The sequence below is a fragment of the Bacillus sp. P14.5 genome (assembly GCF_003316765.1).
Classification (GTDB): Bacteria; Bacillota; Bacilli; order Bacillales; family Bacillaceae_B; genus Rossellomorea.
On record NZ_NIJF01000107.1, the window covers coordinates 74,311 to 100,380 of the forward strand.

A 26,070-nucleotide genomic window follows, 5' to 3' on the forward strand; every position below is an offset into this window, starting at 1 on the left:
TTTTTAATTAGACTGTTTTGAGGTAGCAGCTCTTTTCTTTCCACTTCATCAATCCATCATATTAGCCGATTTTTTATAACAGCTTTCCATAGCCGACAGGACAGAAGCACGGAATCCTGTTTTTTCAAGAGTGCTGACGGCTTCGATCGTTGCACCTCCGGGAGAACAAACGGCATCCTTCAGGGCACCTGGGTGGGTTTCGGTGTCCAGCACCATTTTAGCTGCACCGAGAACTGCCTGGGCAGCCATCTTGTAAGCTTTATCCCGAGAAATTCCCTGCTTGACCGCACCATCCGCAAGAGCCTCGATGAACATAAATACGTATGCCGGCGATGATCCGCTGACGGCAGGAACCGCATCCATTAAGTGTTCCTCGAGCACCTCTGCACGCCCGAAGCTTGAAAAGAGTTCCACTACTTCTGCCAGTTCATCAGCTGTCACGTTTTCGTTAGGGCAGAGAGCGCTCATCCCTTCTCCTACTAGTGAAGGTGTATTGGGCATTGTCCGCACAATCTTCACTTCTTGGCCGAGCTGTTCTCCCAAGGAAAGCAATGTCACACCAGCAGCAATCGTGATGACTATTGTCTTTTCTTTAAGGGCGCCTTTCACTTCTTCAATCACTGATTTATATTGATCGGGTTTAACCGCAAGAAAAAGGTAGTCGGAGGTTTGAGCGACGGCCACATTATCCTTTGTTGTTTCTATATTAAACTCCTTATTGATTTCCCTGATAGTCTTTTCAGTCATTGCACTTGCCGTCACGTTTCCCGATGAAGCGATCCCTGAAGACAGCAGGCCTCCTAAAATGGCCTTTGCCATATTCCCGCTTCCGATGAAACCGATCTTTTTTTCCATACTATTCACATCCTGTATCGTATAATTGCTTAATGTTACAGTATTATAACGGAAGTGCGTTTTCAAGGAATTGCTCTATTTCACTTTGCTGAGGATGCTCTCATAATCGAGTTCTACTATAAGTTCGTTGTCCACCAGCCTTTTCTTTATGCCGGCAACCGCACCCGCTTCTCTTTCTGACATATTGTTTATATCGAACTTTTTATGATATACGGTGTAAAGAACGATATCCCTCAATCTCAAAAACAATGGAATCCGCTTGATCCATTTCTCATCCAGTGAATTTTCTTCATAGTAGCCGGATAAAAAGCTTGTCAGAAACTCTTCGCCAAAGCGTGAGCGTTCTTCGAGGTCTTTCCCTGACATCTTAGCCCACACTGAGTAGAAGAGAGGGATAGCGATATCACTGGCAAACCAGTGGTAGGAGCAGTCATCGAAATCAAAAACATGAATTTCTCCCTCATGGTAAAAGAAGTTCCCAGAATGAATATCAGAATGAATCAGTCCATATTCATCCGGGCCGGTTGGAAATGTTTGAAGTTTCTCAACCAATTCTTCCCCTTCCTTTATGATTGCTTCATCTTCTTTTAAAAGGTAAGCACTCCTATTTTTCAAAAGATCATCCTCATGCCAATGCTCCCGGTGCGCTTTCCCTTCAACGAATCCTTTTGTGGCCTTATTCATCTTTCCAACCGTTTTTCCCCATTCTTTGAAAAGCGGAAGGGAAAATAAGTCAGACTGGACTCCGACTGGACTACCTGGAGCTTTATCAAATAAGCAAACATAGAAAGACGTGTCACCTGCTGGAATTTCCTCGACCAGGTTTCCCGCACTGGAATGGCTGACTAACGATACATTCACACCTTGCGAGTGTAAAAAGTTAACCCACTCAAGCTCCGCCTCTACCTGTTCGCTGCTTCGATGAGAACTGTGGGTCAAACGCAAAATATACGGTTTATCTTCTTTATGTATCTCGTATACATAGTTTTCAAAGTCACCCAGCTTTTTGGCTTTTGAAATATCTCCGCCATAAAAGTCTGCGGCTTTTTGTAAAACTTCCTTGTTAAAAAGTTCTTCCACCCATTTCTCCATATTGACCTCCTAAAAATTACTTTTCTCTTTACATTCGGCGATAAAGAAGATTTTCCTTCAATACATTAATAAGAAATCACCTGTCCGGAAGGAATATTTTAACAAAGTCTTGTCCAAAATTAATATAGTTTTGTAAATGGAGGCGGCTTATGTATTTATTACTGGTAATGGCAGTCTGGACCTTATTCTCCTATAAATTCATAAATTGGACAAGGGTTAAGGAGCAGTACCCAACTGTTCTGTTCTTTATTGTTATAAATATGACGTATAATGCAATTTATTCTGAACACTTACTCTGGGCATTCAGGGGAATAACAGCGGACTGGCTTAATCATACTATTATCAACCTGTTCTTCACATTTTACATTTGCCCGGCGACTTTAATCATATTTTTACAGAGGCTGCCGGACAGAAATTATGCCAAGGCTTCATATATAATTATATGGATTGTCTTCTATACGATCCTTGAAGCCTTATTTGCCCATAAAGGGATGTTTGTATATGGAGATGCTTGGAACAGCTGGCAAAATATCTGGCTGAATACCCTGTTATTCCTCGCTATACTCATCCATTACCGAAGACCGGCAGCCGCTTTGATTCTTACAGTCCCTGCCGCTGTCCTTTTCTACATTTTCTTTCCTGTTCCACTATCCTGATGATATGGAGATGAACTGGCCATGCTGATACAAAATGTCCTGTCTACCCCCTTATTTCTAGGGCTGCTTCTTATAACTTACATCTCAATGGCTTATTATTTGTTGAAAACAGCCCCCATGGAAGCTGGAAATAAGAAAAAATGAGAAAAAGACAGGTTTCCCTGTCTTTTAGGCATACATTTTATTTTCTTCCTGTTTGAAGAAGCTTTTCATTGCATGGAAGACGTCTGCCTTTTGTTTCAGAATGAAGTATCGGAATTGTTCATCGCTGATATTTTTGTATGCGCTCATCAATGTGGAATGCCGGTTATACTGATTGACCTCTCCGTAGCCGAACATATTCGATACTTTCATCAATTCTTCGACAAGCTTCACGCACCGGACATTATCTGAAGTTAAATTGTCGCCATCCGAGAAGTGAAATGGGTAAATGTTGTAGCGGGATGGCTGGTATTTGGTTTCGATAAGTTCCAGCGCTTTTCGGTATGCAGATGAACAAATGGTTCCTCCGCTTTCTCCTCTTGAAAAGAAATGCTCTTCGGTTACCACTTTCGCTTCGGTATGATGAGCAATAAATTCAATTTCCACTGTTTCATACTTGGTGCGGAGAAAGCGTGTCATCCAGAAGAAGAAGCTCCTGGCCATGTACTTTTCCCACACCCCCATCGATCCACTGGTGTCCATCATGGCAAGTACGACTGCTTTTGACTCGGGCTTCAGCACTTCGTTCCATGTTCTGAATTTTAGATCTTCCTGATAAATCGGGTGAAAGCTCGGTTTTCCGCTTATAGCGTTTCTCTTGAATGCTGTCATCATTGTTTTCTTTTTATCAATATTGCCCATCAATCCAGTTTTACGGATATCATTGAATTCTATATTCTCCACCGTTTGGACGTCTTGTTCTTTTTCTTCAAGTTGGGCAGTTCCAATTGGCTGAACAGCGCCTCTTCGATTTCCATCATTGAAACTTCCGCTTCGTAGTAATCTTCTCCAGCCTGATCCCCTGCACCTTGACCTTTACCAGGACCTTTTTGCTGTGAGCCGTCTCTAGCTACCACATCTCCAACCTGACTGTCTCCCTGTCCTTGGCCAACGTGTTTATTCTTGTCATGATTATATCGAATTTTGTACTCATCAAGTGAGCGGATCGGAATCTTTACTACGTCTTGGCCGTTTGACATGATGATATTTTCTTCAGAGATTAAATCAGGGAGATTATTTCTTATGGCATCTTGAACTTTTTCCTGGTGTCTTTGCTGATCATCATAGCCTTTGCGGTGGAGGGACCAGTCTTCCTTCGAAATCACAAACTGATGTTTATCCATTTGGCTCATTCTATTCCCCTCCTTATTTGATTTTTCACAAAGATACAAAAAGTTGCATATACTGTCTTGAGTGCCAAAAATAGAAAAGCAACAGAGGTAGAAACTATTGCTGATTACTCTATACTATGCAGGACCGTCAATAAATTTACAAATAATTTCGACAATTGTACACTCACCTATAATGTGGACAAGCCTGCATGTTTTGAGGTAATCAGGTGTGTATAAATAAGTATTAAAAGGATTGGCTGCTTATGAGTAAAAACGGGAAGAAACTAAAAAATGTTTTATAGAATCATTTTTCAGCTTACAGATGCTCACTTAAGAACTCGTTCAGATACCTCAATGAAAAACAGCTCTGTCCTTAAGGAAAGTGCTTTGATACACTTAAATTAAAATTCAGCCTCTAAGTATCTCTTAGAAAGTTCTATAAGACACTTCATTTCAAATTCATCCCCCAAGTGTCTCTTAGAAACGTTCTATGGGACACTTCAATTGAAATTTAGCCTTCAAGTGTTTCTTAGGAAATTTCTATATGACACTTCATTTCAAATTCAGCCCCCAAGTGTCTCTTAGAAACGTTCTATGGGACACTTCAACTAAAATTAACCCCTCAAGTGTCTCTCAAGAAAATCCCTGCAAACAATTCAAGGCAATCTCACGCTAGCAAGTGATATCATAACCTATAGCAGATATCCATTGGTTTTAAAAAGTATCACTCTAATTGTTGAATTATGAATTAAAACAGCCTCCATAATAAAACAGAAAGCCGGCAGCCCCCACAAACACAGGCTGCCAGCTCTAAAATTAACGGTTCAAAAGGCTTCCAACATATTTCAATAGATCATTGGCTGATGTGGAATTATAGCCATGCTCATCTATCAAGCGTGCTACGACTTCATTTACCTTCTTCAGCTGCTGCTCATCCGGCGTCTTGGAAGAAGTCGTGATTTTGACGACGTCTTTCAAGTCGGCAAACAGCTTCTTCTGGATTGCTTCCCTCAAGCGATCATGGGAGTTGTAGTCAAATCTTTTTCCTTTACGGGCATATGCGGAGATACGGATCAGTATTTCTTCCCGGAATGCTTTCTTTGCATTTTCTGAAATGCCGATTTGCTCTTCAATGGAGCGCATGAGCTTTTCATCCGGATTGATTTCCTCACCGGTCAGTGGATCGCGCAGCTTCGCTTTATTGCAATAGGCTTCCACATTATCAAGATAATTGTCCATAAGGGTTTTTGCGGATTCCTCATAAGAGTATACAAATGCCTTTTGCACTTCTTTCTTGGCAATGTCGTCATATTCTTTTCGTGCAACCGAAATGAAGTTGAGATATTTCTCCCTTAATTCCTGTGTAATGGAAGGATGCTGATCCAGCCCTTCTTTAAGGGAACGAAGAACATCCAGTGCGTTGATAGAAGACATTTCTTTCCGGATGATGGTTGAAGAGATCCTGTTGATGACGTAGCGGGGATCGATTCCGCTCATTCCTTCATCCTGATACTCTTTTTTCATTTCTTCCAGATCCGCAGAATTGAAGCCTTCCACATTTTCGCCATCATATAATCTCATCTTTTTAATCAGATCGATGTCCCCGCGCTTCGGTTCTTTCAATCTTGTTAGAATCGTAAACATCGCAGCTACCCTCAATGTATGCGGGGCAATGTGGAAATCCGACACATCGCTTTCCCGGATCATTTTGTCATAGATTCTTTCTTCCTGGGTAACTTTCAGGTTGTAAGGAACCGGCATGACGATAATCCTGGAGTGCAGGGCCTCATTCTTCTTGTTGGAAATAAATGATCTATACTCGGTCTCATTCGTATGAGCCACAACCAGCTCATCCGCTGAAATGAGCGCAAACCTTCCTGCTTTAAAATTACCCTCCTGTGTCAATGACAGCAAATGCCATAAGAACTTCTCATCACACTTCAGCATTTCCTGAAACTCCATCAGTCCGCGGTTTGCTTTATTCAGCTCTCCATCAAACCGATAGGCGCGCGGATCGGATTCAGAACCGTATTCAGCAATGGTCGAAAAGTCGATGCTGCCTGTCAGATCAGCGATGTCCTGTGATTTAGGATCCGATGGACTGAACGTACCGACACCGACCCTTTTGTCTTCAGAGAAGAAGACTCTTTCCACGAGAACATCTTCCATTCTTCCGCTGTATTCTTTTTCAACTCTCATTGTATTTAACGGTGAAAGATTGCCTTCAATTCGGATACCATACTCCTCAAAAAAGTCAGCCCGCAAATGCTGCGGGATCAAATGCAGCGGATCTTCGTGCATTGGGCAGCCTTTAATCGCGTAAACTGCACCGTTATCTGTCCGGGAATAGGCTTCGATTCCCCTCTTCAGCATCGAGACCAACGTTGATTTCCCCCCGCTGACCGGCCCCATCAGCAAAAGAATTCTCTTCCGGACATCCAGGCGTTTCGCAGCAGGATGGAAATACTCTTCCACCAGGCGCTCTAAAGCCTCTTCCAATCCAAACAGCTGATCACTGAAAAATTTATATTTCCTAATTCCATTAACTTCTTCTACCCCTGCATCTTTAATCATATTGAACACACGTGAATGTGCTGACTGAGCTACAATTGGTCTTTCCTTGATAATGTTCAGGTAATCAGCAAATGTGCCTTCCCATTTTAACTTCTCTTCTTCTACACGATAGCCTTCGATCTTTTTTAAAATATCCATAAAGGACCTCCCCTGTCACTTGTTGAGAGCGATTATTATACTCTATGCCCGCCAAAAGACAATCATGCTAATTAAAGAAAAATGGGACTACTGTTTGAAATGTTGTCATAATATAGAAGAAAAAAATTATGCTTATCATTCACAATAACAGGGAAATAGGCTATACTAAGAGAAGGATTGACTTCGAATCAACATATGAGGAGGATTACATAGATATGGGTACAATTATAATCTTAGGCGTTTCTGCCACATTCCTTGCAGCGATCTTTACAGCCGGGTACAACAACAAACCGGGCACGAACAAAGACTGAGCACGTGAAACCCCCTGCCATAACTCGGCAGGGGGTTTGTTTGATTACTATGATACTCACTTCAAATCAAATTTCTTTTTCTGTACAAACTCTTTCATATACATACGCTTTTTGGCTGAAAGCATTCTGGCCATCTGCGCGGACCAGGTATCAACCCTTTGTCCGTTCGTCCGCTCGGAATAATAGCTGGCCACCGTTTCATCATACTCTTCCAGTTCGTTCGCCACAGTTTCTTTGTCAGAACGATACGTATTTTCATGATAAACATGAGACAGCGGCCTTCTTGGCTTAAGATCGTTGTCTTCATCAGGAACACCGACTGCCAGGCCGAATAACGGAATGACCCTGTCCGGGATATCAAGGACCTCAGAGACAGCGGCCAGATCATTTCGGATTCCGCCAATGTAGCAAATTCCTAACCCCATGGACTCAGCAGCAATACTTGCGTTTTGTGCGGCAAGAGCAGCATCAATCAACGCCACCATGAACTTCTCTGTGCTTTCGAGTGAATGGGCTACATCAGCTCCTTCTTTTTCACCGAGGACCTCATGGCGGTAAAGATCGGCACAGAATACAAAGAAGTGCCCGTTATTTTGAACATAGCTCTGGTTTCCGGCAATGGCTGCAAGTTCAGCTTTCTTTCCTGGGTCTGTGACACCTATGATGGTATACGCCTGGATCATGCTTGAAGTGGATGCTGCCTGCGCGCTTTTCACCAAAGTTTCCACCTGTTCCCTAGTCAGTGTTTCATCTTTGAACTTTCGAACAGACTTATGAGATAAAATTGTCTCGATTGTTGAATTCATTTATTTCGACCTCCATGTCATCTTTTATACCCTTTATGTTAAGCCTCTCCCTTTTTCAAAACAAATAAAAAGAACCGGAAGACCGGTCCTTGTAAAAAATCCTATTTTAAATGAAGATAGTCCTGCTGGCGCAGCGCTTCGTAAATAAGAATTGCGGCAGTGTTGGAGAGATTCAGGGAACGGACATTATCATTCATCGGAATTCTAAGGCACCGGTCCTTGTTGTTTTCGATGATGTCATTCGGCAGCCCGGTTGTTTCTCTTCCAAAGATGAAGAAATAATCCTTATCCTTGCCGGTATAATCATAGCCGGAGTGAATGTTCGTGCCGTGCTTTGTGAGATAAAAGAATTCTCCGCTCTCATTCTTTTCGAAAAACTCCTCAATTGAATCATAATACACGATCTCAACAAACTGCCAATAATCAAGTCCTGCTCTCTTCAGCATCTTATCATCGGTTGAAAAGCCCAATGGCCTGATCAAATGCAGGGTCGTGTCCGTCGCTGCACATGTCCGGGCAATATTGCCTGTGTTAGCCGGAATCTCTGGTTGATATAGTACTACATGTATACCCACTATTCGTCACCTCGTTAGTAAACTCTATGTGACATTATACCACTGTTTTTTTTCCGAGAACAATACTCTACGCATTATCCTCAATCGTGAAGAATTTATATTTGATGTTAGGTGTATAGGCAGTGGAATCCTCATAGTCCCAGTACCTCAGCCTGCTGTTGTGGGTATGTGCATTGACAAGCGGCATCCCAAAGGCATCCTTGGAGGTCACAATGGTATTGTGATTGTACCTGCCGTCTCCCTCAAAGTCATAGCAGATGACATCGCCCAGCATCAACTCATCCGGACTGTTCACTTCCCTTGCTTTCAGGCCGGCATTTGAAGCTGGCAGATACATTCGAAGGGCATGGGCTACAGACCAGCTGAAACTCCAATTATTATTTCTCATCCACCACCCCTTGCCCCGGCTGGGATATCCCCTCATGGGGGCGTTTCCAGCATGCAGGCATTGAGAAATGAAGTTGGTACAGTCAACTTCAAATTTTTTATAAGCAGGATTATAACTGTTCCACCACTTTTCCGCATACTGAACGGCCTTCAACCGGTCGTATTGATACGACACCCGTTCACTTTCCTCTTCTTCCTGGTCACGCAAATTAATTGTCGGTGTGACCTGCTGGCTGTAGTCAACCGGCAGTTCATCGTCACTTACCAGCTCTCCTCCATAAAAAAAAGCTTCCCGCGTTTCAATTTCCTCTTCAATATGAAGGAAGCCTTTTTGTTTGATCAAATATTTAAGGTGAACGGTATAATCAACACGGCTGCCATTTTCAACCTCATCCATCTTTTCAACTTTCCCTGTCCCTTCAACCTTCACAATCTCACCTTGCCTATTTCTTAATAACTCATTCTTTCTCTGGATCTTATCCGAACCTTCGCCTTCAACAAACTTCAAGATTCTCTCCTCCAGAACTGCTTTCAGTTGATTTCTCATTTCCCCGCCTCCCTCTCTAGATATTTCTATGACAGATGGATAGCAGGCAAAACTAATATTAGGGAAAAGCTTTTAAAATGATTAGGGAATTGCGCCCTGGCTTATTTCCTGCATTCTGAGCCTGGCAAAAAAAATAGTGTCACACATTCAAATTGTAAGAAAAAATGGGTATCTCCCCCTGACCATCCGTCCCAATTTTGCATATTTTAGTTATATAAGGTATGAAATTAAGGAAAGGAGGAAGGGTTATCAAAATACTGCTCTCGTTGTTTCTCAGTTTCTCTGTGTTCTGTTTCCTTAATGGAATGGCCCAGTTTTCTGCTGTTGAGAAAACCGGCAGGACATTGATTGTTGCCCACAGGGGTGCTTCGGCTTTAGCGCCTGAAAATACTCTCTCTGCCTTTGATGCAGCAGTCAGCCTTGGTGCAGATTATATAGAAGTGGATATTCAAATGACGAAGGATGGCAAGCTGGTAGCCATGCATGATGTAACTGTGGATCGTACAACGAATGGAACCGGACGAGTTAAAAATTTCACCTATACTGAAATAGCCTCCCTGGATGCAGGCAGCTGGTTCGGCCCATGGTTCAAGGGTCAAAGGGTCCCTTCACTTGATGCCATACTTGATCGGTACAGCGGCAGGACTGGGATTCTCATTGAACTTAAACACCCTTCCATTTATCCTGATATGGAAGAAGAGTTGGCGAAAACCTTATTTAGCCGCATTTCCTCCAGTGAGCCCCCTCCAAACATAATCGTGCAGTCTTTTGATAAACAGTCCATCCAGGAATTTCACCAACTGCTGCCCGCAGTTCCGACCGGTCTAATCGTAGCAGCTTCAGAGTTTCCTGTTGGCGATGATCTGTTTGCTATTGAAGGATTCACCTCTTTTATTACCCCTCAATCCACCTTGGTTGACGCAAGCTTCATGAAGCAGGCAAAAGAACGGAACCTGAATGTCTTTTCCTGGACCGTTTCAGATCCGGGTACCGCTCGAACACTTCGCAATCTCAATGTAAACGGCATCATCACCAACTATCCGGTCAAGGAATACCACTACTCCAATGAAGTACACCAGAGGGTTTCCTTTATGATCAGTGCAATCACCTTTTTGGTAATGCTCGTTCTCAAAAAGTGACCCTGATTTTCTAAAAATCAGCACTCTTGTACAACTGGTGTTGAGAGAGATTATCCTCATTTGATATTCTCCACTTAAATCTTCAGTCATTTTGTGCCGGGAATTTTGTGCAGGTTTGAGCCAGTTGCTATTCAAGCTTTGTGTTAGGGGCATTTAATGCTGGCTCTTAAAGTTCACTCCTCTTCAGCTTCTGTCTCTTTCTCTTCAGACTCTACGTCATCAAGAGGCAGCCATTCAAGCAGTTCAGCAATCACTTTATTCACTTTTCCATTTACCTCTTCACCGCCGAATTTGATGATCGCTTTACTCAACAACCCTTCATTTTCTTCTGTCAACTGCAGCAACGGTCTGTCCTCCACCGATTCGTTATATAACTCGATAATTGCGTCCAGGCCCTCAGACAATTGGTCGATGGCCTGGCTGAGCTGATTCCTCTCCTTATCATCCACTTTCACTTGTATCCGCTCCTTTGCTCGATTTCTTTTAGTATGTCCAGGTAAGAAGAAAGTTTTTATTGTTTTGAATTTGACTCAGGTGGAATGAAGTATAAAAGGATTAGCTTTTCTGAGTGTACATAGATGACTTTCAGCCAATCAAGACTTACAAACTTACATGGACATAATCTTAAGGAGGCATACATTAGTGGATACACCTTCATTCATCCTCGCTCTAGTCGCTCTCAGTGCGCTTTTACTCATAAGCAAGTGGATAAGAATTGTAACTCCTTTATTTCAAAGATACTTTATACCAACTTCCATCATAGCCGGACTGCTGGGTTTGGCAGCAGGCCCTCAAGTGCTTGGTAAAATAGTTCCAGGTGAAACTTTTGATTCCGGTCTTTTTACAGAAGGAATCATGGAAATATTCGGACTCATGCCGGAAATCTTGATTACGATTATTTTTGCTGCCTTATTCCTGGGCAAATCCCTCCCAGGTCCAAAGTCAATATGGAAGCAGGCCGGCCCTCAGTTATCGTACGGACTGACAGTCGGTTGGGGGCAATATGTCATTGGGCTGTTGATGGCTTTGTTTGTTTTATCTACCTTCTTTGATCTGCCCCCCGCAGCTGGAGCTCTGATTGAAATCAGCTTTCAGGGAGGACCCGGAACTGCAGCCGGATTATCCAGCACATTTGAATCCTTGGATTTTGAAGATGGTGCCGACCTTGCCTTAGGATTGGCGACAATCGGAATTCTGTCTGCAGTCATTGCAGGTATGATCATAGTCAACTGGGGAATTAGAAATGATAAAACGAAGCAAGCTGAGAAACCTTCCGAGCTTTCTCAATCGGAAAAGAAAGGAATCTTTACAGAGGAAGGCGTAGCAGCCGGAAACTTGACCACCCGGCAGCAATCGATCGAATCACTCACCATCCATGTTGCTCATATTGGTGCAGCAATCGGTACCGGATTGCTTGTGCAATGGGCCTTTGTTGAACTCGAAAAACTAACTTGGGGTGCCATGTTTAATGTGTATATCTTTGAATATGTCCCCCTCTTCCCGCTGGCCATGGCAGGCGGTGTTGTGGTGCAGCTTTTATCAGGAAGACTCTTTAAGTTCAATATCATAGACAGGCAGCTTATAAAACGAATTCAAGGTCTTTCACTAGACCTCCTTATCACGGCTTCTGTAGCGTCCCTGTCCCTTACTGTCATAGGCAATAACCTTCTGCCGTTCCTGATTCTTGCTGCTGCTGGTATTCTATGGAATGTCATAGCATTACTATTCTTAGCACCAAGAATGATGCCTGATCATTGGTTTGAACGTGGAATTGTTGATTTTGGGCAATCAATGGGGATGACTCCCACAGGGCTGCTTCTTCTGCAGATTGTTGACCCTGAACGAAAAACACCAGCCTTTGACAGCTTTGGTTACAAACAGTTACTATTCGAGCCAGTAATGGGAGGAGGATTATTTACGGCTGCTTCCCTGCCTTTAATCGTGCAGTTTGGAGCAGTACCGATGCTCATTCTTACATCCGTCTTATTTGTAGTGTGGCTTCTGATCGGACTCCTTCACTTTGGTCGAAGAAAATAACCTTTGTGGAAGAATATCTCAACATGAACCATGTAGTGCAAGGAAATGATAGTCACGACTACTTTTTAAAATGGGGGATGTTTTATGCACGATGTGTATAGAGACATGGTTACGGTTGAAGATGAAAACGGACAGCGTGAAGACTATACAGTGGAAGCTTTATTTGAAATGAAAGGTGTATCCTACGCAATGCTAAAATCTGATCAATCTAATCACACAATTGTTATGAAGGTGGAGGAAGAAGGAAACGATCAATATCTCGTCAGCATCAAAAATGAGGAAGATGTTGATTCTATTCTGGATGCGTACCAAGTGGCTGTGGAAGGAACTGAAAATCTGGAAACAGACACCCACCTTTAAAACTAAGCAATCCAAAAAAATGAGCATGAAATTGGCTGTTAATTTAATGCTCATTTTTCCATGTTTGTTGCTTACAAAAATGCAGATCCCTTTCAACAAATGCTAAATATCTCCCAGGCTGACTACTCCTGCTGGATGAAGAGTATTATCTCAGGAATTGCCCATTTCCCGCTCTTTTATTGAATTGGCAATCACTTCGCATTTTGTAATAGCCCAGATATAATGATTGGAAGTATTTGCTGCAAAATAGCTGTAAAGATTACTTGTTTTTGTCCACTTATAGTATTTTTTGTCATGATTTCCTCATTCGTATGTACTTTAATTAGGTCCATTATTCTTTCATGGCTTAACTTCAATTTTTTTATAGCTTGATTTAAAGTTACATCTTGATAGCTTTCCCAGATTTACAGGTTAAGCAGCTTTATATTGCCCCATCGATAGCCAGGCGCCGGCATAAAAGGACTATCCCCATCCATACCTTCCCGATACCATCTCTCAAGCATTGCATGCCATTCATATAGATGCATTACAATATCTCGAAAATTCTTATCCCGGTCTTGAGTTTCAATAGAAATATTCCTTTTCCTGCTGGGAACGGATTCGATTACTTCCAGCAATGATTTAAAATTCATCTCGCTATTCAACAATAGAATATCTTTTTCCCTCTTCTTAGTCATAGGACTCTCCTTATTTTTCAAGACATATTCACAGAGCGATTTTACCTTCATTCCCCTTTACTTAAGAGGACTGGAGCGAAAATCTAATCATTCTCAATAGCCAAAATCTTTACGAAAAGAGCAATAAATCGAACTAACTCTTCCCCTGATAGATATAAACCAGCTCCCCATCCAAAAGGCCCTGTACTCCACCGCGATGATAAGGCATCCTCTCGTCAGCCGTTTCAATATCTACCCATTGAATTTCCTCTATTTCACCTTGATCCAAAATGGATACCTCACCTTCCACCACTTTTGTTTTAAAAGTGAAGAACAGAGGGTGAACCTCCTTCTTCAGGAAAAAAGCTTCATTCACAGCAAGAAGTTCTTCCACTTCCACTGTTAGATTGGTTTCTTCCTTCACCTCGCGGATCACTGCCTCTTCAAGGGTTTCCCCTGTTTCAACAGCACCTCCCGGCAGAGTCCACACTGAACCTGCATTCTTGACCATGAGCACCCTTTTTTCTAGCTCATCAAAAACCAGTGCATATACAACATCTTCTCTTTTCATAAACAATTCTCCTTCCTATTATGATGAGGCAGCTTTTGTTGTGTCAGGCTCACTCTCAGCTTCGTTTATATGAAGTTTATTCATGATAACTTCGGAAAGATAAGGGGAAAAATTTTGCTTATTTAAGAAACAGCTCCCAAAATGGCTAAAATAGGCGGAGAAATTTACCTTATTTGCTTTAAAGATATGACGGCGAGATTTTTTACTGGACTTAACCGGAAAATTTTCGCTTATTTTAAGTATAACCTGTTACTCAATTAAGGATTGTTCATCATCCGCAGAGGACATACCTCCTACTAGGATGGAATGAAGTTGCGCGTAAACAACTGTCTCCTTACTTTAAGAGAGGTTTTTTAATACCAAGCTTTAAGTTCTCTAGAGACTCCGCCATAGCCAGGAATTTACAAGACTATCAAAAAAAGCCGGATGCTATCTCTTTACAAGATAAGCATCCGGCTCCTGATTAAAGAATAATCAATTTCTTTTTGTACTAAATTGCTGGCCTGCAATCCGCTTCTCTCCCGTTAAGCTGAAGAATGCGACCGCACCAAGCGCAGCGGTGATAAACAAAGTCGCTCCCATTGGCACTGCAGTTGACTCATTGATTCCGACAAGCGGGGATACAATTGACCCCACAACGAGTGGAAGCATTCCCAGCACAGCACTGGCGCTTCCTGCCCTGTGGCCCTGATGTTCCATCGCCAGAGTGAAGGTGCTTGTCAGAACCATTCCCATGGCTGTCATATATATGAAGATTGGAATGACAATCGCTGCCAGCGGGCCCTCCATAATCGTCATGACGAGGAGGAAAGAAGTCGCACTGACAGCGATGATGACCGCTGCTCGCAGCAGTTTCCTTTCGGGAATGATGCCTCCCAGTCTGCCGATGAGGAAGCTGCCCGTAATAATCGCCAGGCCGTTAATGCCGAAGAGAATGCTGAACACCTGCGGAGATACCCCGTAAATCCCCTGGTAGACGAAAGGCGTTCCTGCAACATACGCAAAGCTGCCTCCATGAATCAAGCCAATGGTCAGCACGTAGCCGATGAAAGATCTGTCCATAATCAAGCTGCCCATTGTTCTAAAAGTACTTCCCAGAGTACTTGGAATCCGCCTTTCCGGCGGCAGGGTTTCCTTCAATTTCATGGCGATGACCCCTACAATGACCAATCCGAGAAATCCAAGAAAATAAAAGATCGTATTCCATGTCGCAAAAGGAAGAAGCAGTATAGCTCCGCCTGTTATCGGGGCAATCATCGGCGCAGTCGCATTGATTACCATCAGCAGAGCGAAGAATTTGGTCAATTCCCTGCCGCTGAACACATCCCGTACAACTGCACGTGAAAGCACTACTCCTGCCGACGCAGTAAAGCCCTGCAGAAAACGAGCAATAATAAGGACTGTGATACTTGGTGCAATGGCACAAAGAATCGATGCCAGGGCAAATAAAAAGATAAAGAGCATCAAGGGGCTCCTTCGCCCTTTTGCATCACTGATCGGTCCCACCACAATCTGACCGGCAGCAAGACCGATCAGACAGCTTGTCAAACTGAGCTGAACCTGTGAAGCCGTAGCTCCGAGGTCACTTGCTATAGCAGGAAAACTCGGCAAGTACATATCGATATTCAGCGGGCCGAGTACTCCCAGCATTCCCAATAGAAAGGCCAGGCCGATCCGTTCCCTGCCTGTTGGTTGTTGTATCATGTTTGTTTAACTTCCTTCCTCTAATACACTTTCAATGTATAAAACTCTTATACTTAAATTTCCAATAAGTTCAATTGATTCTAGCAAATGGTGTACAGCTTATTCAAAAGAAATGACTCGACATTTTAAATTTATTAAAAACAGCCAAAGCTCCTTGGCTTTAGCTGTTTTTTTGAGCCGACAGCATCTCCAGCCCCTTATGAATTTCAGAAATCACTTCTTCATCTTTCTCTTTTTCCAGAAGCCTTTGCAGAGCTTCTTCCGCTTCCTTGCCGCCTATCTTCCCTGCTGCCCACGAAGCTGTTCCTCTCATGACAGGTCTCACATCGTTCTCCATCACAGAGATCAAATCAGGAATCGCAGTTTCATCCTTATAATGAGCCAGGGCAATGATGGCGTTCCGCTGAATCGGCTTCTTCCCTCTCCATGAACCGGATACATGCCCATATTTCTCTTTAAAATCCCTGTTGCTTATCGTCAGCAAAGGTTTCAGCAGCGGCTTGGCGATTTCAGGATCCGGTTCCATTTCCCAATGATTATGGAAGTCCTTCCCTTTGTTTTCAGGACAAACTGTCTGGCACGTATCACAGCCATACAGCCTGTTGCCAAGTTTCGTTCGAAATTCATCAGGCAGAAACCCTTTCGTCTGGGTCAAGAAGGCAATGCATCGCTGGGCATTGAGCTGTCCGCCTTCGATAAGGGCACCCGTTGGACAAACATCCACACACTTATTGCATGTACCGCAATTCTCTTCAATCGGCTCGTCAGGAGCAAAAGGCAAATTAGTGATCATTTCACCAAGGTAGACATAAGAGCCAAACTCCGGTGTGATAATGGCGCAATTTTTCCCGCTCCACCCTATTCCCGCACGTTCGGCAACAGCCCGGTCGACAAGTTCGCCAGTATCCACCATGGATTTGAACTGAGCTTGAGGAACTTTAGAGCGGATATAGTCTTCCAGCTTCGCCAAGCGGTCTCTCAGAACGGTATGATAGTCGGTGCCCCAAGAGGCTCTGCAAAATATACCCCTGCGCTCTCCCCTCTTGCTTTGAGGAGCATCTTTCATACGTGAAGGGTAGGCGAGAGCAATCGCAATGATTGATTTCGGTCCGTCAAAAATCAGTGAGGGGTCAACACGCTTTTCGATATCTTTTTCCTCAAAGCCTGACTGATATCCCAGCATTTCCTGGCGCAGCAGGCGGTTCTTCATTTCCGAAAAAGTATCCGCTGTCGTAAACCCGATTTTATCAATGCCGATTTCCTTGCTGTATTCAATGATATCCTGCTTCAGCCCATCAAAATCCATTGCTCTCTCCTCCTTTCTAATTGAGTAGTTGATTTCCGCTCCAGGTGCACGACTCCGCGGGGCGGGCGGTGAGCCTCCTCGGCTTTCGCCTGCGGGGTCTCACCTGTCCCGCTAGTCCCGCAGGAGATCGTACACCTTCCGCTCCAATCAACGCTGCATAAAAATTTCAAGTTCAATGAGTTTATTATCCAACATACCTTTGCATAAAAATAAAGCTGTTTTATATAATTAATTTTTCATCTCTAAGTGCTAAGACTGTTACTTTATTTCAAATAAGTAAAGAGTAAATGATACCATCTATTACTAACGTTTAAAGTATCTTACTGAAAACAAACGAATTCGCTTATATGAAATATGACCGTGTACTATGATAAACTATTTTAAAATAAATGTGGAGGGAAAATAAGTGGAAATTACAATAAGCCCTGCTATTACAGAGAAAATAGACGGATTTAAAATTGGTTTTATTCAATATAAGGATATCGAAGTCGGAGCATCCCCGCAAATGCTGAAAGGAAGGCTTCAACTCTTTCAAGAATCCATTTTCTTCGACTTGCAGCAAAAAGGCGTCACCGAGATAGACGGCGTCGCCCAATGGAGAAAAATTTTCAAAACCGTCGGAAAAGATCCCAACCGCTATCGGCATTCGGCTGAGGCATTATTTCGCCGTATCCAAAAGCAAAACTACCTGCAAACGATCAATTCGGCCATCGACCTCAACAACTTCTTTTCTCTTCAATACGAAGTTCCGATCGGCATCTATGACTTTGATAATCTGCAAGGAGATTACCTTGAATTTAGACTGGGAGAACAAGGTGAAACCTACACTGGCCTGAATGGACGGGAAAACTCCCTTGAAAACCTGATTGTGGCAAGCGACAATAGTGGTCCCTTCGGCAGCCCGTTTGTTGACTCTTCCCGGGCTCCTGTTGGAGAAGAAACGAAGAATGCAATACAAATTATCTTTCTCAAGCCTTCTCTTTCAGTCGAGGAAAGCGAAAAGCTGACAAAATCGCTGATGGATATGTTTGTTTCGATTCATGGGGGAGAAGGAACCTTTACTGTTGTTGAAAATTAATAGAAAAAGCAGAGATCATTTCCGGTCTCTGCTTTATTAATGAAGTATTAACTATAACACCCAGTTTTTTAATCTCGCTAAACTCTCTTCCAGAAATACAGCATTTTTCTCAATACCTCTCCGTTTACACCAGCCGATACTATTGAACGCATCTACAAATCGGTAGAAAGGCAATACACTATCTAGATCAATCAATGGCCTGATGCTGGAGTATCCCTCTTTATATGCAGTATACAGGTTATCATCCACACTTAAAAAATCACGGTACAGTTTAGTAAAATCCACTTCTGTAGAACCAAATCTTACACTTTCAAAATCAATAATTCCTGAAACTTCATCATTATTGACTATAATATTTGCCGGACGAAAGTCCATGTGAACAAAGCTTGGTCCGTCTGGAGCAGGGAGCTGTTTTTTCATCTCTTCAAATTTCTCAATGGACTTTCGATAAAAATCTTCATCCAAAATATCCTTTACATCTTGTGCAAAACTATAGAATTGATCCTCAATAAATTGGGACCAGTTCGAGAACTCATTTTTTATGCCCTTCAACTCGATATCTTCAGGTGGACTGACAGAGTGCATTTCTGCATGAAGAACTCCAACCTGATATGCAACTGTTGGTGAAACGTTGGATGTCAACGGCTTTCCCTTTAATTCAGATAGCAAGAATGCACCGGCACACTCCTCATCACCCCTCCAAAAGTCCAGCAATTCCGGAATGGCTACTCTTCCGTTTAATATCTTATAGGCTTCTAATTCCCGCTGAAACTTAACCTTGGAAAAAGGCATCTTCAAATAAACGTTTTCACCATTGAACAAAGTACACTTATAAACAGTTGAACTAAAGGAGTCTTCAACCTCATTGGTTGATAGTACCTGTAGCCCGAACTGTTGAATGATAGAATTTAACATCAAGCTTTACCCCTTTTATTCGTCTCATTTAAAAACTCACCGTTGAATTATTCTTTCTATTTCTAATTGATCCATTGGAGCATTTCCTCACTAGCCTCCCGATAGAGGAACAAAGAAAGCTGATTTCCATTTACCATATTAACTAAATATAACAACAGAGAAAACCCTGCTAGTTAAGAGAATTAAATACTTTTTTGGAACTACTAGATGATTTTCTCTATTGCATCACAACTAACTTATTAAGCAAAAAGTTTATTCTTGAATTACCATATTAATGTATCAGATGTCATTTACAGAATGATGTATAGTCACAATTGGTTCATAATTACTCAAAACTTCAAGGAGATTCACTAAATCAACAAAAACATAATCAGTTATTTCAGCTCCAAAACCTGGTCCTGCGCCCTTACTCAAATACCATTTTTCAAATTCAGAGTTTTCCATTTTAAATAACGGCCATAATTCCTTTCGACCATACTGCCCGGGATTTCTTGAATCTACATATTTAAGGTTATTTATCTCAGAACGATGACATTCATCAGAAAATCTTAGGGAAAGAACTCCTTCATTAAATGTGAAGCAAACGTATTTATTTAAGAGTTTTTTATCTTTAATAATTTGATATATAATTTTGACTTTGGGGAATATGTATTCAAGCTTTTCAAATTCTAACACTTCCCCAATTTCCTCACTTGGACGCCAGTAATGCATAGTGCTTCGACTCTTCATTAAATCCCACCTTACATAATCAGTAATTCCTCTATTTTATAGTTAGTCTACCTTATAATAGATTTCCAAGATAGATAAAAAGCTGCCTTCTTGAGCACTTGAAACACTATATACAGATTACGTCATTACTCTTATAGATTTTTTGAGATAATGCTCTATCTCCTTTCGATTCATTTAATATATGTTAACTCCTTATAAAATTGGGGAACTAGTATAGAGGAAGGTTTATCAGAGAAGTAAATGAAAAAGGAGTGGAATTTATGAATCAGAATCAATTAGATCGTATGAAGAATGGAAAAGGGTTTATTGCCGCGCTGGACCAAAGCGGCGGCAGCACACCAAAAGCACTGGAAGCTTATGGCGTTATGGGAGATGCGTATTCGAATGAAGATGAGATGTTTGAACAGGTGCATACGATGCGCACTAGAATCATCACATCTCCTGCATTCAGTTCAGAGCATATCCTTGGAGTCATTTTATTCGAGCAGACGATGGACAGCAAAGTAGAGGGGCAGTATACAGCGGATTATCTGGCTGACCAAAACATTGTTCCCTTCTTAAAAGTGGATAAAGGACTAGCTCAAACAGAAAACGGGGTTCAGCTCATGAAGCCGAATTCCAATCTCGATGAGACCCTTCGCCGTGCGAATGAACGCAACATTTTCGGCACCAAAATGCGTTCGGTCATCCATGAACCGAATCAAGAAGGAATTAAAGCTGTCGTTGACCAGCAATTCGAAGTCGGCAAGAAAATCATCGCAGCAGATTTAGTTCCTATCATTGAACCGGAAGTTAATATCAACAGTGAGAAAAAGGAAGAATGTGAAGAAATTCTGCAGAAGGAGATCCTGCAGCAGCTGAATGATCTGTCAGAGCATGAGAATGTAATGCTGAAGCTCACCATTCCGACAAAGGCCAATGCCTACAAGGAATTGGTCGAGCATCCTCGCGTAGTAAGGGTGGTTGCCCTCTCAGGCGGTTACTCTCGTGATGAAGCAAACGAGAAATTGAAAAAAACGATGGGATGATTGCAAGCTTCTCCCGTGCACTTGCAGAAGAGTTGAGATTCAATCAAACCTCCCAGGATTTCGACGAAGCTATGAAGAGTGCCATTGAATCGATTTATGATGCTTCTGTTAATAAAAAATAGAGTGGTTTTGCCCCCTGCTTCCGTTTGAGGTTGGGGGTTTTTTTTAATAGATAGCTGAATGTCTACTGCTTTGCCTCCTGCTTGTTATATATAAAATTAGACTATGTAATGTAGAGAAGGTTCTCTCCTGCTAAATAAAGAATTATTCCTCACTTTTACTTATGACCCATTTAACAGCTTCTAAAAGGTTTTCAGCAACATAGTCTGGTTCAATTTCTGCCCATTTATTCCTGTGTTGATTTAGAGAATTATATCCCCATCCTGTGAGTACTAATATTTTTACTGCTCCAACAGAATGAGCAGCCAACATATCTGTTGAACCAACGTCACCAATAAATACCGTTTTTGTTAAATCCAAATTATATTTCTTTGATGCTTCCAATAGCATTCCTGGTTTTGGCTTATGACAATTGCACTCATTTTCTGGACTATGAGGACAAATAAAGGCATCATCAAATTCATATGATTGAAATTCTTTATGAAAATCTTCGAGAGTAGCTTCACCTCTACTTATTCTATGTTGATTAGTACAAGCAAAAATTTTTATATTATTATCCCTTAGAATTTGTAATGCATCTCTACTGAACGAATATGGGGAAAAATCTTGAGGGTGAATGAAGTGTCCAGTACCACCGATAGTTCCATCACGGTCAACAAAAACTGCTTCAATGTTCATTAGTATCCTGTTCCTCCTTTTATAATTCTTCCCAGCATAACTAAACTGCTACAGAAATAGTTAAACAGCCTGCTTTCATCTCCCAAAATCCCTGGCACGGAGAATTTTTATCTTGTTTGTCACGATACATTGGTACCACTCCCATTCCAGAATAGTCTTCTGCTCGAAGAAAGACGAATCAATGATAACAAATTCATTGAACTTAAAGCTGCCTTCTGAGGTACAGGAAGCAAGTTATCCTTCAAACGGCAAAGGCTGAGATCCATCTTCATCCGTAAAGCCATACTTCCTTGCCAATTCAGCGACCATAACTGCTTCACCAGAAATACTAGATATCTGGGAATCTGATGCTAATGCTGCAACAGCGCGACCTACATAAGCGGTGGTTTCCGTTGTTCCATCTTCCGGCCCATAACCTGAATCAATAACTCTTTCTGTACGCATCCAACCTGGACAGACAGCAACCGCTGAAACGTTAAACTCCTTCAGTTCTTTTGCCATCCCCATTGTCATTCGATTAATGGCATTCATGGCTAAATCGTAATATAAATTGCCTGCCACTCTATCTTTCATAAAGAAAGTGACATTTACAATCAACCCATTACGGTGCTGTGTCATCAGTGGTGCAGCATAACGAGTAGTCAGCAGGTAAGCCTGCGGACCGGCAACCATCATAGCATCCCAATGCTCCAGTGGGCGCTGCCAGAAAAGCCGTCCTTCTCCTGGGGGCAGCGAACTTTCAGAACCTCCAAATACACTATTGACGAGAATATCAATCCGTCCCTGTTCCCTTTCAATTTGATCAAACAGGTTTCTCACATCTTCGTCATTTGTATGGTCACACCGTATTGCGATGCCTTTGCCGCCCCGTGAAGTAACACCGGCAGCGGTTTCCTCAATCGTTTCTGGTCGATTATCGGTTGTCGCTCCCTTTACACTCCGACCTGTCACATATACTGTTGCTCCTGCCCTGCCCAACTCGAGAGCAATTCCCCTGCCTGCTCCACGTGATGCACCTGTCACAACAGCAATCTTTCCTTGCAATAGTTCCATTTATACTCCTCCACATCCACCCTAAAAGGGTCACTACATTTAACAAATTCAACACAAATAGGCACTAATCCTTTAGGATAGGTGCCATGAGTGAATAAACTGCTGTGTTGTATTGGATAAGCCTTTGTATAAAATCTCTTTCAAAAGAAATTCTATTCATACCACTTAGGTTTTATCCTGCTGAAATAATCATGATCATCTAAGTACATGTATACTCTATCTAACATCTCATCCATGTTGTCCGGAATCGTTCTTAAAGTCCATACTACAGTAGAGAAAATGCACATTGCCATGTAAAGTGAATATAACCTCCAAAACTCTTCATCAGGTTCGCTATTATTAAAATAACCTCTGATCTGGCCTATTGAAAAAGGAATGCTTACTCCTCGTGTGAAAATTCCTATCTTTAGAAATTCATGAATAGGATCTCCCCAATCATATCTGTTAAAATCTATAACTCCAGCAAGCTTTTTATTATTTACAATGATATTGCCTAAATGAAAGTCATCATGCTGAAATAAGTTCGGACGTTGTTTCATCAGGTGGATATTCTCATCAATAAAGTTCATTATTTTTCGGTCATTCTTAACCTTTATCTCACACTCTAAGTAAGCATCGATATATTTCCTATGCTTTTCAACTTTCCTGGAATACCAGGAAGGAACATGCTCAGGAGCAGGAAATTCATGCATTTTTCTTAATTCTTTGCCCGCCTCGATACCAATATTAAATTGCTCCTCATCTGAGTATAATGGAATTTCATCCTCAGCATCCTTACCCTCTATGTATGAAGTGAGCATAAACCCCCGGTTTCCTGCTTCACCTATTGAAATCGGTTGTGAACAAGTAACATTATATTCCTGCATCCTTTCGAGAATCGAGTATTCTGATTTCTTGAATTCCAACTCTTCTAAATCAAACATCCGAAGCAGCAGCTTATTATTACCCTCTTGCATATGTATTAAATATTTTTCATCTGAGGAAAATCCTTTTTTAATTTCAATAACATCTTTAACATTATTTAGGAAAGGAATTTCTTTTATAATTGATTTCCCCACACCAACACCCCACTAAAGTTCGAATATCCATAGCCCACTCTATTCGTAATTCACAATCCTAATCTCTAAGTAATTATTATACACAGTCTTTATCAGCGAACAACCGGTCTTTCACACGACTAATCCGCTCTATCATATGCCCGATATTTTCATCTCCAGAAACCTGCTTCCTTATTGTTTAAACTGCCAATTCATTTGAAAAAAGGCGGCTGCCTGTTCAACAGACGCCCCAATAAATAAAAGAAGTTCCATAGACGTAAACTATCGCCGTTTACGGAAGAAGGGTATTTGACAACTCATCCCATTTTTTCCTAAAAAGGCATTTTTCGAAAGTTACTCCCTAACTTTTAAAAGTAAAATAGTTTCTCTTTCCTCTAACAATACGCCTGTGTTTACGAATCCAAGTGATTCATAGAATCTAAGCGCAGAATAATTATCCGGCTCTGTTGAAAGGCTGATGTAATGACAGTCATCACTTTCTTTGAACATATCTATGACTTGCTGCATCGCCTCTTTTCCGTATCCCTTTCTTTGATAAGATATGTCAATCATAAACCTGGGAATCCAATACTTCCTCTCTTCACTCTCTTTGGGATCATATTCTGTCATCACAAAACCTATAACTTCCTCATCCAATTGTATGGCGTAAGGGGTGAAATTAGGATTTACCTTAGACTCTGCAATAGAGTAAACATTAGGAGCGATCCGGTCCACTTGATCATCCGCTAACTTTAGGTCCAAACATTTATACATATTTTCCACGGTTAATTCCTGAATTGATATTTGTGCCATAAACATTCTCCTCTAGATAAGATTTACTTCTCCGAATAATAAACATCCTAGAATAGCTTAACGGCTATTTTTATTCCTTTTCTTTAAAAACAAATAAAAAAATCCCACCCCCAAGACAATTGTTGTCTTGGGGACGAGATTATTATCGCGGTGCCACCCCAGTTTTATTAATATGTCGCCATATTAACCTTATTAGGTACGCAAATTTAACATTAGCTTATACCCTTCCTCTATAACGGGAGTACCCGTCACACTATCCCTTAGTAAGTTCCAATGTGATGCTCCGAGGCTTGCTTCAGTAAAAAAATCCTTGCTCCTTTTCACCAACCGGAGCTCTCTGACAAAGATTTCATTACCTACTCTTCTCTTCATCGCAGTTAATATTACCTAATATTATCCAACATTCAATTAACTATGTAAATAGCCTTTGAAAATTATTACGTAACACTTATAATTTTTTATTTTTCATCAAAAATATAGTGACGATTCCTAATAACGCAAGTCACTAAATCTCATTTCCTATTCAACTGCCCCTTTAACAGAACACCCAAAAAAAGCACCAACCCAAAAAGAGCTGGCACCCTATCTTCCATATTACTCAGAAATTACTTTCAATTAACCCTAAACCCACCACATCTCAGAAGGCTGCTCTTCAATCAAAATGGATTTCAGATTTTTCACTGCCCGTGCAAAGCCTTCTTCAATGGACATGATGGGGTCTTCGTGTTCGATGCTGACGACGTAATCATAGCCGAAGGTTCTTAATGCGCTCATCATATCAGACCATTCCTGCAGACTGTGGCCGCAGCCGACGGAGCGGAAGGACCATGCTCTTGTCTGGATATTGCCGTATGGCTGCATGTCTGTCAGTCCGTACATATTGACGTTGTCCTGGTCGATATACGTGTCCTTTGCATGTAAATGGTGAATGGCTCCCGCTTTTCCAAGGATTTTGATGGCTGCGACCGGATCGATGCCCTGCCACCATAGATGGCTTGGGTCGAGGTTGGCCCCGATTGCGTCACAGGTTTCTTCGCGCAGCTTCAGCATTGTATAAGGGGTATGGACAAGGAAGCCACCGTGTAATTCGAGGCCGATTTTCACATTGTTTTCTTGGGCTAGTTTCCCCATCTCTTTCCAATAAGGAATCAGTTTTTCTTCCCACTGCCACTTCAGGATATCGCCATATTCGTTCGGCCATGGAGAGACCGGCCAGTTTGGATGCTTGGCCCCTTCGTGATCTCCTGCTGTTCCTGAAAAGCAGTTAACGACTGGAACATTCATCAGCCCGGCAAGACGGATGGTCTTTTGAAGGGCGGCGTGAGATTCCTCCGCAAAAGCTTTTTCAGGGGAAATCGGATTTCCATGACAGCTGAATGCACTGATTTCCAAGCCTCTTGAGGTTACTTTTTCAAGATACTCAGCGCGTTTTTCTTCACTTTCCAAAAGCGTGTCAAGGTCGCAATGGGCATTCCCTGGATATCCCCCAGTGCCGATTTCGACTGCATGCAGCCCCGCTTCTTTTACATAATCCAGCATTTCTTCGAAGTTCTTTTGCGAAAATAAGACAGTAAATACTCCCAGTTTCATAT

General features: G+C 41.9%; 22 protein-coding genes, 3 pseudogenes and 1 other annotated feature. Of the genes and pseudogenes, 6 read left to right on the forward strand and 19 right to left on the reverse strand.

Annotated elements, in window-relative coordinates:
• Positions 1-48: 48 nt before the first annotated feature.
• A complete protein-coding gene (proC, locus tag B9Z54_RS21495) occupies positions 49-855 on the reverse strand; it encodes a pyrroline-5-carboxylate reductase (RefSeq protein ID WP_113930418.1) in 807 nt (268 codons plus the stop codon).
• A gap of 75 nt (positions 856-930) precedes the next feature.
• A complete protein-coding gene (locus B9Z54_RS21500; protein WP_113930419.1) occupies positions 931-1,947 on the reverse strand; it encodes a phosphotransferase enzyme family protein in 1,017 nt (338 codons plus the stop codon).
• Between the two features lie 149 nt (positions 1,948-2,096).
• On the opposite strand from B9Z54_RS21500, the gene B9Z54_RS21505 reads away from it, so the two are divergent.
• Positions 2,097-2,603, forward strand: coding sequence for a CBO0543 family protein (locus B9Z54_RS21505; RefSeq protein ID WP_113930420.1), 507 nt, complete (start codon positions 2,097-2,099; stop codon positions 2,601-2,603).
• Positions 2,604-2,771: 168 nt separating this feature from the next.
• On the opposite strand, the pseudogene yhbH reads toward B9Z54_RS21505, so the two are convergent.
• The 5 genes and pseudogenes from yhbH to B9Z54_RS21535 form a co-directional block, all read right to left on the reverse strand.
• A pseudogene (gene yhbH, locus B9Z54_RS21510) lies at positions 2,772-3,937 on the reverse strand (sporulation protein YhbH).
• Positions 3,938-4,732: 795 nt separating this feature from the next.
• Positions 4,733-6,628 (reverse strand): PrkA family serine protein kinase, encoded by a 1,896-nt coding sequence (locus tag B9Z54_RS21515; protein ID WP_113930421.1) that lies wholly within the window; start codon positions 6,626-6,628, stop codon positions 4,733-4,735.
• A 367-nt stretch (positions 6,629-6,995) separates the two neighbouring features.
• The gene (gene nfsA / locus B9Z54_RS21525) at positions 6,996-7,745 is read right to left on the reverse strand and encodes an oxygen-insensitive NADPH nitroreductase (RefSeq protein ID WP_113930423.1); all 750 of its coding nucleotides are present in this window, start codon (positions 7,743-7,745) and stop codon (positions 6,996-6,998) included.
• A gap of 101 nt (positions 7,746-7,846) precedes the next feature.
• Positions 7,847-8,320, reverse strand: a complete 474-nt coding sequence (gene trmL / locus B9Z54_RS21530; protein WP_113930424.1) for a tRNA (uridine(34)/cytosine(34)/5-carboxymethylaminomethyluridine(34)-2'-O)-methyltransferase TrmL — start codon at positions 8,318-8,320, stop codon at positions 7,847-7,849.
• 67 nt (positions 8,321-8,387) lie between these two features.
• Complete coding sequence (locus B9Z54_RS21535) at positions 8,388-9,254, reverse strand: amidase domain-containing protein (protein WP_113930425.1); 867 nt, start codon at positions 9,252-9,254, stop codon at positions 8,388-8,390.
• A gap of 266 nt (positions 9,255-9,520) precedes the next feature.
• Here B9Z54_RS21535 and B9Z54_RS21540 point away from each other — a divergent pair, with 266 nt between their 5' ends.
• Positions 9,521-10,393 carry a glycerophosphodiester phosphodiesterase gene (locus B9Z54_RS21540; protein WP_162785322.1) on the forward strand — a complete coding sequence of 291 codons (873 nt, stop codon included), beginning with the start codon at positions 9,521-9,523 and terminating at the stop codon, positions 10,391-10,393.
• A 173-nt stretch (positions 10,394-10,566) separates the two neighbouring features.
• Here B9Z54_RS21540 and B9Z54_RS21545 read toward each other — a convergent pair whose 3' ends face one another.
• On the reverse strand, positions 10,567-10,848 hold the full coding sequence (locus B9Z54_RS21545; protein WP_162785323.1) for a hypothetical protein: 282 nt from the start codon (positions 10,846-10,848) through the stop codon (positions 10,567-10,569).
• Positions 10,849-11,035: 187 nt separating this feature from the next.
• Between B9Z54_RS21545 and B9Z54_RS21550 the strand changes: the two genes are divergently transcribed.
• The gene (locus tag B9Z54_RS21550; protein WP_240190053.1) at positions 11,036-12,430 is read left to right on the forward strand and encodes a sodium/glutamate symporter; all 1,395 of its coding nucleotides are present in this window, start codon (positions 11,036-11,038) and stop codon (positions 12,428-12,430) included.
• An 84-nt stretch (positions 12,431-12,514) separates the two neighbouring features.
• Positions 12,515-12,790 carry a DUF1292 domain-containing protein gene (locus B9Z54_RS21555; protein WP_113930429.1) on the forward strand — a complete coding sequence of 92 codons (276 nt, stop codon included), beginning with the start codon at positions 12,515-12,517 and terminating at the stop codon, positions 12,788-12,790.
• 150 nt (positions 12,791-12,940) lie between these two features.
• Here B9Z54_RS21555 and B9Z54_RS25935 read toward each other — a convergent pair.
• The 4 genes and pseudogenes from B9Z54_RS25935 to queG all read right to left on the reverse strand — a co-directional run bounded on the left by B9Z54_RS25935 (position 12,941) and on the right by queG (position 17,027).
• A pseudogene (locus B9Z54_RS25935) lies at positions 12,941-13,518 on the reverse strand (ClbS/DfsB family four-helix bundle protein).
• 82 nt (positions 13,519-13,600) lie between these two features.
• Positions 13,601-14,017 carry an NUDIX hydrolase gene (locus B9Z54_RS21565; RefSeq protein ID WP_113930430.1) on the reverse strand — a complete coding sequence of 139 codons (417 nt, stop codon included), beginning with the start codon at positions 14,015-14,017 and terminating at the stop codon, positions 13,601-13,603.
• 474 nt (positions 14,018-14,491) lie between these two features.
• Positions 14,492-15,721 carry a Bcr/CflA family efflux MFS transporter gene (locus B9Z54_RS21570; RefSeq protein WP_113930431.1) on the reverse strand — a complete coding sequence of 410 codons (1,230 nt, stop codon included), beginning with the start codon at positions 15,719-15,721 and terminating at the stop codon, positions 14,492-14,494.
• 160 nt (positions 15,722-15,881) lie between these two features.
• Positions 15,882-17,027, reverse strand: a complete 1,146-nt coding sequence (gene queG, locus B9Z54_RS21575; protein WP_113930455.1) for a tRNA epoxyqueuosine(34) reductase QueG — start codon at positions 17,025-17,027, stop codon at positions 15,882-15,884.
• A gap of 406 nt (positions 17,028-17,433) precedes the next feature.
• Here queG and B9Z54_RS21580 point away from each other — a divergent pair, with 406 nt between their 5' ends.
• A complete protein-coding gene (locus tag B9Z54_RS21580; protein ID WP_113930432.1) occupies positions 17,434-18,105 on the forward strand; it encodes a B3/B4 domain-containing protein in 672 nt (223 codons plus the stop codon).
• Positions 18,106-18,156: 51 nt separating this feature from the next.
• Here the strand turns inward: B9Z54_RS21580 and B9Z54_RS21585 are convergent, their stop codons facing one another.
• Together B9Z54_RS21585 and B9Z54_RS21590 are read right to left on the reverse strand one after the other, a co-directional pair.
• Complete coding sequence (locus B9Z54_RS21585; RefSeq protein ID WP_113930433.1) at positions 18,157-19,020, reverse strand: phosphotransferase family protein; 864 nt, start codon at positions 19,018-19,020, stop codon at positions 18,157-18,159.
• 279 nt (positions 19,021-19,299) lie between these two features.
• Entirely contained in the window at positions 19,300-19,749 is a 450-nt protein-coding gene (locus B9Z54_RS21590) for a hypothetical protein (protein ID WP_113930434.1), read from the reverse strand.
• Positions 19,750-20,009: 260 nt separating this feature from the next.
• Here B9Z54_RS21590 and B9Z54_RS21595 point away from each other — a divergent pair.
• Positions 20,010-20,899, forward strand: a pseudogene (locus B9Z54_RS21595) (fructose bisphosphate aldolase).
• Between the two features lie 142 nt (positions 20,900-21,041).
• On the opposite strand, the gene B9Z54_RS21600 reads toward B9Z54_RS21595, so the two are convergent.
• The 5 genes from B9Z54_RS21600 to B9Z54_RS21620 form a co-directional block, all read right to left on the reverse strand.
• Positions 21,042-21,575: an HAD-IIIA family hydrolase gene (locus tag B9Z54_RS21600; protein WP_205207752.1), complete on the reverse strand. Its 534-nt coding sequence runs from the start codon at positions 21,573-21,575 to the stop codon at positions 21,042-21,044.
• A gap of 234 nt (positions 21,576-21,809) precedes the next feature.
• Complete coding sequence (locus B9Z54_RS21605; protein WP_113930436.1) at positions 21,810-22,628, reverse strand: SDR family NAD(P)-dependent oxidoreductase; 819 nt, start codon at positions 22,626-22,628, stop codon at positions 21,810-21,812.
• A gap of 152 nt (positions 22,629-22,780) precedes the next feature.
• Positions 22,781-23,686: an aminoglycoside phosphotransferase family protein gene (locus B9Z54_RS21610; RefSeq protein WP_113930437.1), complete on the reverse strand. Its 906-nt coding sequence runs from the start codon at positions 23,684-23,686 to the stop codon at positions 22,781-22,783.
• A 333-nt stretch (positions 23,687-24,019) separates the two neighbouring features.
• Positions 24,020-24,478: a GNAT family N-acetyltransferase gene (locus B9Z54_RS21615; RefSeq protein ID WP_162785324.1), complete on the reverse strand. Its 459-nt coding sequence runs from the start codon at positions 24,476-24,478 to the stop codon at positions 24,020-24,022.
• Positions 24,479-24,604: 126 nt separating this feature from the next.
• Positions 24,605-24,859: a binding site (T-box leader), on the reverse strand.
• Positions 24,860-25,099: 240 nt separating this feature from the next.
• The gene (locus B9Z54_RS21620; protein WP_113930439.1) at positions 25,100-26,068 is read right to left on the reverse strand and encodes a sugar phosphate isomerase/epimerase family protein; all 969 of its coding nucleotides are present in this window, start codon (positions 26,066-26,068) and stop codon (positions 25,100-25,102) included.
• Positions 26,069-26,070 lie beyond the last annotated feature (2 nt).

What these genes read in the sequence shown, in the direction of transcription:
- B9Z54_RS21570 (WP_113930431.1), bottom strand. Translation starts at nt 15,721, where the DNA reads ATGATACAACAACCAACAGGCAGGGAACGGATCGGCCTGGCCTTTCTA.
- B9Z54_RS21515 (WP_113930421.1), bottom strand. Translation starts at nt 6,628, where the DNA reads ATGGATATTTTAAAAAAGATCGAAGGCTATCGTGTAGAAGAAGAGAAG.
- B9Z54_RS21500 (WP_113930419.1), bottom strand. Translation starts at nt 1,947, where the DNA reads ATGGAGAAATGGGTGGAAGAACTTTTTAACAAGGAAGTTTTACAAAAA.
- B9Z54_RS21555 (WP_113930429.1), top strand. Translation starts at nt 12,515, where the DNA reads ATGCACGATGTGTATAGAGACATGGTTACGGTTGAAGATGAAAACGGA.
- B9Z54_RS21590 (WP_113930434.1), bottom strand. Translation starts at nt 19,749, where the DNA reads ATGAAGAGTCGAAGCACTATGCATTACTGGCGTCCAAGTGAGGAAATT.
- queG (WP_113930455.1), bottom strand. Translation starts at nt 17,027, where the DNA reads ATGGATTTTGATGGGCTGAAGCAGGATATCATTGAATACAGCAAGGAA.
- B9Z54_RS21620 (WP_113930439.1), bottom strand. Translation starts at nt 26,068, where the DNA reads ATGAAACTGGGAGTATTTACTGTCTTATTTTCGCAAAAGAACTTCGAA.
- proC (WP_113930418.1), bottom strand. Translation starts at nt 855, where the DNA reads ATGGAAAAAAAGATCGGTTTCATCGGAAGCGGGAATATGGCAAAGGCC.
- B9Z54_RS21615 (WP_162785324.1), bottom strand. Translation starts at nt 24,478, where the DNA reads ATGGCACAAATATCAATTCAGGAATTAACCGTGGAAAATATGTATAAA.
- B9Z54_RS21535 (WP_113930425.1), bottom strand. Translation starts at nt 9,254, where the DNA reads ATGAGAAATCAACTGAAAGCAGTTCTGGAGGAGAGAATCTTGAAGTTT.
- B9Z54_RS21505 (WP_113930420.1), top strand. Translation starts at nt 2,097, where the DNA reads ATGTATTTATTACTGGTAATGGCAGTCTGGACCTTATTCTCCTATAAA.
- B9Z54_RS21600 (WP_205207752.1), bottom strand. Translation starts at nt 21,575, where the DNA reads ATGAACATTGAAGCAGTTTTTGTTGACCGTGATGGAACTATCGGTGGT.
- B9Z54_RS21565 (WP_113930430.1), bottom strand. Translation starts at nt 14,017, where the DNA reads ATGAAAAGAGAAGATGTTGTATATGCACTGGTTTTTGATGAGCTAGAA.
- B9Z54_RS21585 (WP_113930433.1), bottom strand. Translation starts at nt 19,020, where the DNA reads ATGTTAAATTCTATCATTCAACAGTTCGGGCTACAGGTACTATCAACC.
- B9Z54_RS21605 (WP_113930436.1), bottom strand. Translation starts at nt 22,628, where the DNA reads ATGGAACTATTGCAAGGAAAGATTGCTGTTGTGACAGGTGCATCACGT.
- nfsA (WP_113930423.1), bottom strand. Translation starts at nt 7,745, where the DNA reads ATGAATTCAACAATCGAGACAATTTTATCTCATAAGTCTGTTCGAAAG.